The following is a 12,079-nucleotide window of genomic DNA, read 5'->3' as shown; positions in this document are numbered from 1 at the left end:
AGGAGGTCAGGCCGGCCCACGCAGGTCTGCACGGCCTGCTCGGCTCGCTCGGCCGCGAGTACCCGCACTGGACGGTACGGAGCGTCGACCTCGACGCGGACGACTGGCCCGACGACCTCGCGGAGCTTCCCGCGGACCGCGCGGGTGACGTCCTGGTGCGGCGCGCGGGCCAGTGGCTGACCCGCCGCTGGGCGCCCAGCGAGGGCGGACCCGTGCCGGAGGTCCCGTACCGCGAAGGCGGCCTCTACGTGGTGGTCGGCGGAGCGGGCGGGCTCGGCACGGCCTGGACCCGGCACGTCGTGGAGCGGTACGGCGCACGCGTCGTGTGGCTCGGACGCCGCCCCCACGACGCCGCGATCGAGGAGAGGCTGCGCGCCGTGCGCGGCGGCCGGGGCGAGGTGCACTACCTCACCGCCGACGCCGCCGACCCCGAGGCGCTGCGCCGCGCCCGTACCGAGATCACGGCCCGGTTCGGCCCGGTCCACGGCATCGTCCAGGCGGCCCTGGTGCTCCGGGACCGGACGCTCGCGGCGATGGACGAGGACGAGCTGCGCGCGAGCCTGGCGGCGAAGGTCGACGCGAGCGTCGCGACGGCCGGGGCGTTCGCCGACGAGCCGCTCGACTTCACGGTGTTCTTCTCCTCGATGCAGTCCTTCGGCCCTGCCGCCGGACAGGCCAACTACGCGGCGGGCTGCACGTTCAGCGACTCCTACGCCCAGTTGCTCGCCCAGCACAGGGACAGCCCGGTACGGGTGATGAACTGGGGCTGGTGGGGCAACCTCGGCAGCGTCGCGTCCGCGTTCTACCGGGAGCGCATGGCCCGTTCGGGCCTGGCCTCGATCGAACCGCCCGAGGCGATGGCGGCGCTCGGCCAACTGCTCGGCGGCCCGCAGCGGCAGCTGAGCTTCGTCAAGCGGACCAGGCCCGACGCCGTCGCGGCGATCGACCCGACGGTGCGGGTCACCGCGTACCGGGGCGACACCCCGAGCGGCACGGCCAGATTCCCGACCGCCACGGCCGGTGCGCCCGGGACGACTGACGCGGCGGACCGCGAGCTGGTGAGCGCGGCGGCCCGCTGGCGCGGCAGTGAGCGCGACCCGCTGCTGCTCCGGCTGACCAGGGCCCACCTGGAGCGGCTCGGCGCCGTCCGGGGCGCAGGGGAGACGGACCTGTCGCTGGAGGAACTCCGCTCCCGCGCCGGCATCTCGAAGAGTTACGGGGCCTGGCTTGAGCACGCCCTGGCGGTGGTCCCGGCCGAGGCACCGCCGCTGGAGGAACTGGTCCGCACCTGGGACGAGCGCCGCGCCCAGTGGTCGGCCAACCCGGACGCGAAGGCCGAACTCGCGCTGGTCGACGCCACGTTGCGCCGACTGCCCGAGATCTTGACGGGGCGGACGCGACCCACCGACGTCCTGTTCCCGCGCGGATCCGTCGAGTTGGTCGAGGGCTGCTACCGCGACAACCGGGTGGCCGACCTGTTCAACCGCGCGATGTCCGAAGCCGCCGTCGCCCTGGTGACGGAGCGGCTGCGCAGCGCCCCCGGGGCCCGACTGCGGATCCTGGAGGTCGGGGCGGGCACCGGAGGCACCAGCGTGGGCATGTTCGCGGCGCTGCGCCCGTTCGCCGACAACATCGAGGAGTACGCCTACACGGACCTCTCGAAGGCATTCCTGAACCACGCCCGGACGGCGTACGGACCCGACGTGCCGTACCTGACGTACGCGCGGTTCGACGCCGAACAGCCCCTGGCGGGCCAGGACATCACGCCGGGCGGCTACGACCTGGTGATCGCGGCCAACGTCCTGCACGCCACCCACGACACCCGCACCACCCTGCGCAACGTCAAGGCAGCGCTGCGCGAGGGCGGTTGGCTGCTGCTCAACGAACTCGCGGCGTTCGACGTCTTCAGCCACCTCACGTTCGGCCTCCTGGAGGGCTGGTGGCTCTTCGAGGACGCACCGCTGCGCGTCCCGGGCTCGCCCGCACTGTCACCCGAGAGCTGGCGGCAGGTGCTGGTGGGCGAGGGCTTCGGCACGGTCACCCAACTGCTGCCGCAGGCACGTGAACTCGGCCAGCAGGTGATCGCCGCCCGGAGCGACGGGATCGTGCGCCAGCGCACGGAGGCGGGAGCGGACGTACCGGCACTGGCGGCACCAGTACCGGCATCAGTACCGGCACCGGTACCGGCGGCACCCCCAGCCCCGGAGGCGGTCGCGCCCGCGTCGGACGGTCCCGGCAGAGCGGACCGGACGGACCGGACGGACCGGGCAGACCGGGCCGAACGGCTGGTCGGCCATCTGCGAGCGAAGGCCGCGCAGACCCTGCGGATCCCGGCCGACCGGATCTCCGCCACCGAGCCGCTCAGCGACTACGGCATGGACTCGATCCTCGTCCTGCGCCTGACCAACGAGCTGCGGCAGGACCTCGGGGAGGTCTCCTCCACCCTGCTCTTCGACGTGGAGACCCTGGACGGACTCGCCGCCCACTTCCTCGCCGTCGGCGGGGAACGGGTGGACGCCCTGCTGACGCGCCTGGCCCCGGAGCCGGAGCCGGAGCCGGAGCCGGAGCTGGCCCCGGACCCGGAGCGCACGCCCCTGTCCCACGTCCAGTTGGGCATCTGGCTGGACCAGCAGGCCCGGCCCGGCCTGACCGCGTACAACGTGCCGATCGCCTTCGAGGTCCACGGCGACCCGGACGAGACGGCGCTCGAAGCGGCCTGCCGCGCCCAGCTCGTACGCCACCCGCTGCTCGGCTCGGTGGTCGGCGAGCAGGACGGAGTGCCATACCTGGAGTTCCGGGGCCCCGACGCCCTCGTCATCGAGCGCGCCGAGCCGACGGCCGAATCGCCCGAGGAGCAACTGGAGTACCTGCGCCGCCTGGTGAGCGTGCCCTTCGACCTGGCCGAAGGACCTCTCGTACGCGTCCACCTGGCGTCGTTCACGGCGCCGGGGAAGACCGGGGCGCCGCGCAGGCTGCTGCTGATCACCGCGCACCATCTGGTGCTCGACGGCACATCGGCCGCGCTGCTGGTCCGCTCGCTCGACGACGCCTACCGGGCGGCCCTGCGAACCGGACAGGAAAGGCCCGGACAGGCAAGGCCCGGACAGGCGCTGCCAGGACCGGACGAGGAGCAGCCGCAGGAGCGGGTCCAGTACGCGGAGTTCACCACCTGGGAGGCCGGGATGCTCGCCGGTCCCGAGGGTGCGGCACACCGCGCCTACTGGGCCGACCGGCTCCGTACGCCACGCTCCGCGCTGCGCCTCCCCGGTGCGGCACCGGTACGGGCGGCGGCGGACGGTGCGCCCGAGCCGCGCGGCGCGACCGTCGCCACCGGCCTCACCCCCGAGCTCTCGGACGCCCTCACGGCCCGCGCCCGAGCCGCCCGGGTCAGCCCCACCGTGCTCTTCCTCGCCTCCTACCTGGCGTTCCTGCACGAGCACACGGGGCAGGGGGACATCGTCGTCGGCCTGCCCACCGCCGGCCGGTCGCAGGAGCGGTTCAACGACGTGGTGGGCCACTTCGTGAACATGCTGCCCATCCGCAGCACCGTCGCCGGGGGAGAGCCGTTCCCCGAGCTGCTCAAGAAGGTGCGCGCGGCCGTCGTGAACGGCCTGGAGCACGGCGCCTATCCGTTCTCGGAGATGGTCCGTGACCTCGGCGAGGAGCGGAACGCGGGCACACCGCCCGTCGTCGCCACCTGCCTGTCCTTCCAGAACTTCGACGGTGCCGCACTCTTCGCAGCCGAAAACGCCGAAGATGCCGAAGATGCCGTGGACGCCATGGACCCCGAGGGCGCCGGAACCGGCTCCGGATCGGGCCTGGTCCTGCGTCCCCTGGACGGGGTCTACCAGGACAGCGCGTTCGAGCTCGCGGTCGAGGTCTACCGGGAGGACACCGGCTTCAAGGTCGTCCTCAAGTACGGCACGGACCGCTTCGAACGCCGCACGGTCGAGACCATGCTGGCCGACTGGCGGGCACTGCTCGAACGGGTGGCCGAGGACGGCGGTGTGAGCCTGCGCGTGGCACCCGTACACGTACAAGAACGGCCGCAGGCTCCGGACGAGCCCGCCGCCGAGCCGCCGAGGAACACCGCGACGGCCCCCCGGGTCCCGCGCGACGCGCGGGAGGAGAAGCTCTGCGGCCTGTTCGCCGAGGCCCTGGGCCGCGAGGTGGTCGGGCCCGACGACAACTTCTTCGCGCTGGGCGGCTATTCGCTGCTGGCGACCCGACTGGCCGCCCGCGTGCGGGAGGCGCTCGGGGCCGAGCTGGCCGTGCGCGCCGTGTTCGAGGCCCCGACGCCCGCAGGGCTGGCAGTGCTGCTGGACCGGCCGGGCGGAGCCCGGCGACCGAGACTTCGCAGGATGACCAATGAAGGAGACGCGTCATGATTCCGTTGTCGTTCGCACAGCGGGGGCTGTGGTTCCTGCACCGGCTTGAAGGACCCAGTGCGACCTACAACATGCCCCTGGTCCTGCGGCTGTCCGGTGAACTCGACCGCGAAGCGCTGGAGTCGGCGCTCCGCGACGTCCTGGACCGGCACGAGGCGCTGCGCACGGTCTTCCCCGAAGAGGGCGGCGAGGCACGCCAGTTGGTCCTCGACCCGAACGAGGCATGGACCGGTCTGCGGATCGTGCGGACCGAGAGGGACGACGTCTCCTCGGCAGTCGCGACGGCGGCACGGTACCCGTTCGACCTCTCCCGGGAGGCGCCGCTGCGCGCGACCCTGATCGAGGCCGGGGAGCGCGAATGGGTGCTGGTGGTCGTGGTGCACCACATCGCCAGTGACGGCTGGTCGATGGGCCCCTTCGCCCGCGACCTGTCGGACGCGTACACGGCGCGTCTGGCGGGCCGCGCGCCGCGGTGGGAACCGCTGCCGGTGCAGTACGGCGACTACACCCTGTGGCAGCGCGAGCTGCTCGGTGATCCGGACGACCCGCAGAGCCTCGCCGCCCAGCAAGTGGCGTACTGGACAAGGGCGTTGGAGGGTGCGCCGGAGGAGCTGGCGCTGCCCTGCGACCGGCCGCGCCCCGCGGTGGCCTCCCATCGCGGAGGGTATGTGCCGTTCGAGGTCTCCGCCGCCGTGCACGAGGGCCTGCGCCGGGTGGCGCGGGGCAACGAGGCGTCGCTCTTCATGGTGCTGCAGGCCGCGCTGGCCGCCCTGCTGTCGCGGCTGGGCGCGGGCGACGACGTGCCGATCGGCTTCGACGTGGCGGGCCGGTCGGACGAGGAACTGGACGGGCTCGTCGGCTTCTTCGTCAACACCCTGGTGCTGCGGGCCGACGTGTCGGGGGACCCCTCCTTCGCCGGGCTGCTGGCCAGGGTCCGCGACACGGCCCTGGCGGCCTACGCCCACCAGGACGTGCCGTTCGAGTACCTGGTCGGCGCGCTGGCCCCGGCCAGGTCGGCCGCCCGCCACCCGCTGTTCCAGGTGCAGCTGGTCCTGGAGGACGGCGGGCCGGCGCCGTTCGACCTGCCCGGTCTGCACGCCCGGGTCGAGATGGAGGGCACCGGCACGTCCCGCTTCGACCTCATGTTCTCGGTGCGCGAGTGGACGGGGTCCGACGGGGAGCCGGGCGGGCTCACGGGCGTACTGGAGTACGCGCTCGACCTGTTCGACCACGGGACGGTCCAGCGGCTGGTGGACGCCCTGACGCGGATCCTCGGGCAGGCCGCGGCCGACCCCGGGCTGCGGGTGGGACAGCTGGCGGTGCTCTCCGAGAAGGAGCGGCACCAGGTGCTGACGGGCTGGAACGACACCGCGTCGCCCGCCGTGGCGGACGACCTGGTGGAGTGCGTCCGCAGGGCCGCGGAGGCGGCCCCGGAGCGGCCCGCGGTGACCGACGGCGCGGGTTCGGTGAACTACGGGGAGCTCGTGGCGCTCGCGGGCTCGCTCTCGGCCCGCCTGCGCGCGCTGCCCGGCTGGGCACCGGGCCGGGTGGTCGGGGTGCTCGCGGAGCCCGGCACCGGCTTCGTGTCGGCGGTGCTCGGCGTGCTGGGCGCCACGGGCGCGTTCGTACCGCTGGATCCCGCGGCCCCCCGCGCCCGGTCGGCGGCCATGCTGGCCGACGGCGGCGTCGGGGCGCTGCTGGCGGGACCGGGCCTGGAGTCCGTCGCCACGGAACTGGCGGCCGCGTCCGGCACGGACGTGACCGTCCTGCCGCTGCACGCCCCGGCCACCGTCGAGCATGAGCTGACCACCGGCGAGCACGGACCGGCCACCGGCGACCACGGCCCGTGGCCCGCGCTCGCGGCCGACCCGCTCGACCTCGCATACGTGATCTTCACCTCCGGCTCGACCGGACGGCCCAAGGGCGCCATGGTGCACCGAGGCGGCATGGCCAACCACCTCGCCGCCAAGATCGCCGACCTCGGGCTGACCGCCGACGACCTGGTGGTCCAGAACGCCCCGCTCACCTTCGACGTGGCCATCTGGCAGATGCTGGCCGCCCTCGCCGTCGGCGGCCGGGTCCGGGTCGTCGACCACGACACCGCCGCCGACCCGCAGGCGCTGTTCGCCGTGGTGGAGGCGGAGGACGTCACCGTCCTGGAAGTGGTCCCCTCGCTGCTGCGCGCCGCACTCGACGCCTGGGACGAGGGACTCGCCGCCCCCGAACCGGCCGCGCTGCGCTGGCTGATGGTGACGGGCGAGGAGCTGCCGCCCGGCCTGTGCGAACGCTGGTTCGCCCGCTACCCGGCGATCCCGATGATCAACGCCTACGGGCCCGCGGAGTGTTCGGACGACGTGGCGCACGCGGTGCTGACCGGCCCCGTCGCCGAGGCGCGGGTCCCCATCGGGGACCCGGTGCGCGACACCCGGCTCTTCGTCCTGGACGACGCCCTCAACCCGGTGCCGATCGGCGTCCCCGGCGAGCTGTACGTGGCGGGCGCGGGCGTCGGCCGGGGCTACGCGGGCGACCCGGCCCGCACCGCCGGCGTCTTCGTCGCCGACCCGCACTCACCGGGCACGGGCGGGCGGATGTACCGCACCGGCGACCAGGTGCGCCGACGCGCCGACGGACAACTGGAGTTCCTGGGACGGCGCGACTTCCAGGTCAAGGTACGGGGTCACCGGATCGAGCTCGGCGAGGTCGAGGCGGCCCTGTGCGCGGCACCCGGCGTCACCGCGGCCGTCGCCGCGGTGGTGCGTGACCGGTCGGGACGCCCCCTGCTGTGCGGTTATGTCGAGGGCGAGGCCCAGCCGCCCGCCGTCCGGTCCCACGCGGCCTCGCTGCTGCCGGGCTACATGGTCCCGGCCGCTGTGCTGGTCCTGCCCGCGCTGCCGCTCACCCCGCACGGCAAGGTCGACCGGAGCGCGCTGCCCGTGCCCGAGCTGGGCGCGGCCACCGCGTCACGGCGGCCCCGCACCCCCACCGAAGAGGTGCTCTGCGGTCTGTACGCCGAGATCCTGCGGGTGGACTCGGTCGGCGCCGAGGACGGCTTCTTCGAGCTCGGCGGGCACTCGCTGCTGGCCACCAGGCTGGCCTCCCGGGTGCGCGGCGTCTTCGGAGTCGAACTGCCGCTCCGCGAGGTCTTCGAGGCCCCGACGCCCGCCGCCCTGGCAGCGCGCGTCGACGCGTCGGCCACCGCGCGTGCCCCGCTGGCCCGCAGGCGCAGGCCGGAACGCGTACCGCTCTCCTTCGCCCAGCAGCGGCTGTGGTTCCTGCACCGGCTGGAGGGCCCCAGCGCGACGTACAACATGCCCGTGGTGATGCGGCTGACCGGCGAACTGGACACGGCGGCCCTGGAGGCGGCGCTGCGCGACCTGATCGGCAGGCACGAGAGCCTGCGCACCGTCTTCCCCGAAGAGGGCGGTGTGCCCCGGCAGTCGGTGCTCGATGCGGACCGCGCCTGGCGCGGCCTGACGGCCGTCCCGGTCACCGCCGAGGGCCTGGCCCGGGCGGTGGACGACGCCGCCCGGCACGGCTTCGACCTGAGCAGCGAGGCGCCGCTGCGCGCCACGCTCCTGGAGGTCTCGCCGCACGAGCGGACACTGGTCCTGGTCCTGCACCACATCGCGTGCGACGGCTGGTCCTTCGGACCGCTGGCGCGGGACCTGGCCCGGGCCTACCGGGCCCGCAGCCAGTCGCACGCCCCCGACTGGGCCGAACTGCCGGTGCAGTACGCCGACTACGCGCTGTGGCAGCGCGAGCTGCTCGGTGATCCGGACGACCCGCAGAGCCTCGCGGCCCAGCAAGTGGCGTACTGGAGAGAGGCGTTGGCGGGTGCGCCGGAGGAGCTGGCGCTGCCCCGCGACCGGCCGCGACCGGCCGTCGCCTCTCACCGGGGTGCCTTCGAGACCTTCACCTTCGGGCCCGAGCTGCACGTGGGGCTGCAGCGGATCGCCCGCGAGCACGACGTGACGCTCTTCATGGTGCTGCAAGCGGGTCTCGCGGCGCTGCTGTCGCGCCTCGGAGCGGGCCGTGACATCCCGATCGGCTTCGGCGTGGCCGGACGCCTCGACGAAGCGCTCGACAGTGTCATCGGCTTCTTCGTCAACTCCCTCGTGCTGCGCGCCGATCTGAGCGGCGACCCGTCCTTCGCCGAGCTCCTCGGCCGGGTGCGCGGTACGGCGCTGGCGGCCTACGCCCACCAGGACGTGCCGTTCGAGTACCTGGTCGGCGCGCTGGCCCCGGCCAGGTCGGCGGCCCGCCACCCGCTGTTCCAGGTGGCCCTCGTGCTCCAGAACACCCGGCGCGCCGCCTTCGAACTCCCCGGCCTCCAGGCCGACTTGGAGTGGGCGAACACCGGCACCTCCCGGATCGACCTCTTCTTCTCGCTCAGCGAGCGGGAAGGTGCGGACGGCAGCCCCGGCGGCCTGGACGGGACGCTGGAGTACGACACCGACCTCTTCGACCGCGCGACGGCCGAGCAGCTCATCGGCCGTCTGCGGATGGTCCTCGAACAGGTGGTGGCCGAACCGGGCCTGGGCGTCGACCGGCTGGAAGTGGTCACCGAGGCCGAGCGCGAGGAGCTGCTGACCGGCGACGGCGCCCCGGCGACGCCCGCACCGAACGGCCCCACGTTCCCCGACCTGTTCGAGGCCCAGGTGGCCCGCCACCCCGGGGCACCGGCCCTGGTACGGGGCGGTGAGTGCGTCTCGTACGCCGAACTGGACGCCCGGGCCAACCGCGTCGCGCGCCACCTCGCCGGGCTCGGAGCGGGCCCCGAGGACGTGGTGGCGGTGGCGCTGCCACGCTCGGTGGACCTGGTCGTGGCGGCGCTCGGCGCGCTGAAGGCGGGCGCCGCGTACCTGCCGCTGGACTCCGGGTACCCGGCGGAGCGGCTGGCGTTCATGCTGGCCGACACCGCACCGAAGGTGCTGGTGACCGACGCCAGGACGACGGCCGCCCTGCCGCCCTGGACCGGGGTACGGGTGACGCTGGACGACCCGGGGACCGCGCACCGGCTCGCGGAGCTGTCCGGCGCGCCCCTGGCGGACACCGAGCGGTTCGCGGCACCCCGGCCCGCGAACCCGGCGTACGTGATCTACACGTCCGGCTCCACCGGCCGCCCCAAGGGAGTGGTCGTCCCGCACACGGGCCTGCCCGCCCTGGCCGAGGCGCACCGCGAACGGCTCGGCGTGGACGCCTCCAGCCGGGTCCTGCAACTGGCGTCCCCCAGCTTCGACGCCTCGGTCTGGGAGCTGCTGATGGCCCTGGCCTCCGGCGCGGCCCTGGTGCTGCCCGAGGAGGAAGGGCCCCTGGCGGGCCAGGAGCTGGCGGCGGTGCTGGCCAAGGACGAGATCACCCATCTGACGGTCACCCCGTCCGCCCTGGAGACGGTGCCCGCGCACGCGGCGGGCGAGCTCACAGGACTGCGGACCGTCGTGGTGGCGGGCGAGGCGTGCCCGGCACCGCTCGCCGCGCGCTGGGCGGCGGGACGGCTCCTGGTCAACGCCTACGGCCCGTCCGAGACGACCGTCTGCGCCACCATGAGCGAGGCGCTGTCCCCCCAGCCTCCCCACGGCGCCCCGGTGCCGATCGGCCGGCCCGTCGCCGGTGCCCGCGTCCACGTGCTGGACGCGCGGCTGCGACCGGTGCCCCCGGGCGTGACCGGTGAACTGTACGTGGCCGGTGCCGGGCTGGCGCGCGGCTATCTGGGCAGGGCCGCGCTGACCTCGGCCCGCTTCGTGGCCTGCCCGTTCGGGGAGCCGGGGGAGCGGATGTACCGGACGGGCGACCTGGCGGCGCGGACCCGCGAGGGCCTGCTGGTCTTCCGGGGCCGGGTGGACGACCAGGTGAAGGTGCGCGGCCACCGGGTGGAGCTCGGCGAGGTCCAGGCACGCCTGGCGGAGCACCCCTGGGTGGGCCAGGGGGTCGTGCTGGCCCGCGAGGACGTACCGGGCGACACGCGTCTGGTGGCCTACGTCGTCCCCGACCCGGACGCCGACCCCGAGGCCGCAGGCAGCGGCGGCGAACTGGTGCGGGAGTGGGAGGAGATCTACGAGCAGGTGTACACCACCACGGACGAGGCGCCGTGGGGCGAGGACTTCCGGGGCTGGGACAGCAGTTACGACACCCGGCCGATCCCCGTCGAGCAGATGCGGCAGTGGCGGGACGCGGCGGTCGAGCGGATCCGCGAGCTCCCTGCGGGCCGCGTGCTGGAGATCGGCGCGGGCTCCGGGCTGCTGCTGTCCCGGCTGGCCGCCGGATGCGAAACCTACTGGGGCACCGACATCTCGCAGGCCGCCGTGGACCGGCTGGCCCGGCACGTGGCACAGGACCCCGCGCTGGCCGGAAAGGTCGAGCTGCGCTGCCTGGCCGCCGACCGGCTGGAGGAGCTGCCGACCGGGTACTTCGACACGATCGTGCTCAACTCGGTCGCCCAGTACTTCCCCGACGCCGACTACCTCACCCGGGTCGTCGACGCCTGCCTGTCGCTCCTGGCTCCCGGCGGGTCGCTCTTCCTCGGCGACCTGCGCAACCTCCACACGCTGCCCGCCCTGCGCACGGGCGTCGCGAGCCACGGCCTGCCCCGCGACACGGCCGCCGACCGGCTGCGCGCCGAGGTGGACCGGACGGTCGCGGCGGAGGAGGAACTCGTGGTCGCACCGGAGTTCTTCACCGCGCTGGCCGGCACGGACGAGCGCGTGGCCGGGGTCGACGTCCGCCTCAAGCGGGGCTCGTTCCACAACGAACTGACCCGGCACCGCTACGAGGTGGTGCTGCACAAGTCGTCGGCCGTGCCGCCCCGCGCCCTGGACGGAGTCCCGCACCAGTCGTGGGAGGCGCTCGCCGACGCGGCCGGGGCGACGGCCGACGACCCGGCCCCCGCCACCGCCGCACTCGCCGCGCTGCTCGCCGACGGCGCGGACGGGCTGCGGGTCACCTCGGTGCCCAACGCCCGGCTGCTGGGCGAGTTCGCCGCGCTGAAGCGACTGCGGGCCGGTGAGGCACCGCACGAGGCGCTGGAGCACCACCAGGGCCTGGGCGTCGATCCGGAGGCCCTGTGCCGACTGGGCGAGGCGCTGGGCCTGCGGGCCGTGCCCACCTGGTCGGCCAGGACCGACCACTTCGACGTGACGTTCCTGCCCGCCGGAGTCCGGGGCCCGCTGACCGGGCCGTACCCGGCCGGTGCGGGCGGCGGCGCACGGACCAACGACCCGGTCGCCGCCCGCAGGCGGCGGCGCCTGACCGCCCGTACCCCCGCGGTCGTCCGCGCCCACCTGCGGGAGATCCTGCCCGGGTTCATGGTGCCGGGCGCGGTCGTGGCGCTGACCGAGCTGCCGGTCACGGCGAGCGGGAAGCTCGACCGGCGGGCGCTCCCCGCGCCCGACTTCGGCGAAGCGGCGGCCGAGGCGTCGCGCGCACCCGCCAACGCGCGCGAGGAGACCCTGTGCCGGCTGTTCGCCGAACTCCTCGGCCTCGAACGGGTCGGCGCCGACGGCGACTTCTTCCGGCTGGGCGGGCACTCCCTGCTGGCCACGCGGCTCGCCTCACGGGTACGAGGAGCGCTCGGAGTGGAGCTTCCCGTGCGCTGGGTGTTCGAGGCGCCGACCCCCGCCGAACTGGCGGCACGTCTGGAGCGGTCGGCGGCACCGGCCCGCCCGAAGCTCCGCCCGATGCGCCGGACGCCCTGA

The 12,079-nt window shown here is 74.6% G+C and carries 2 protein-coding genes (1 of these 2 cut by a window edge); both read left to right on the top strand.

Going from position 1 to position 12,079, the window contains the following annotated elements; all coding sequences use genetic code 11:
- Window positions 1-4,388: the end of an SDR family NAD(P)-dependent oxidoreductase gene (locus OG897_RS14720; protein ID WP_266656914.1), read on the top strand. 16,513 nt of this gene lie to the left of the window's left edge; only the last 4,388 of its 20,901 coding nucleotides appear in the window; the start codon falls outside the window, past its left edge; it ends in the stop codon at window positions 4,386-4,388.
- A complete protein-coding gene (locus OG897_RS14715) occupies window positions 4,385-12,079 on the top strand; it encodes a non-ribosomal peptide synthetase (protein ID WP_266656912.1) in 7,695 nt (2,564 codons plus the stop codon). Before OG897_RS14720 ends, OG897_RS14715 begins: the two co-directional genes overlap by 4 nt.

It is taken from the genome of Streptomyces sp. NBC_00237 (assembly GCF_026342435.1).
Classification (GTDB): domain Bacteria; phylum Actinomycetota; class Actinomycetes; order Streptomycetales; family Streptomycetaceae; genus Streptomyces.
The sequence above is the reverse complement of the archived record's forward strand: the minus strand, read 5'-3'. Positions and strand labels throughout refer to the sequence as shown.

Excerpts from the sequence above, each read along its gene's own strand:
- OG897_RS14715 (WP_266656912.1), top strand. The coding sequence starts at position 4,385 with ATGATTCCGTTGTCGTTCGCACAGCGGGGGCTGTGGTTCCTGCACCGG.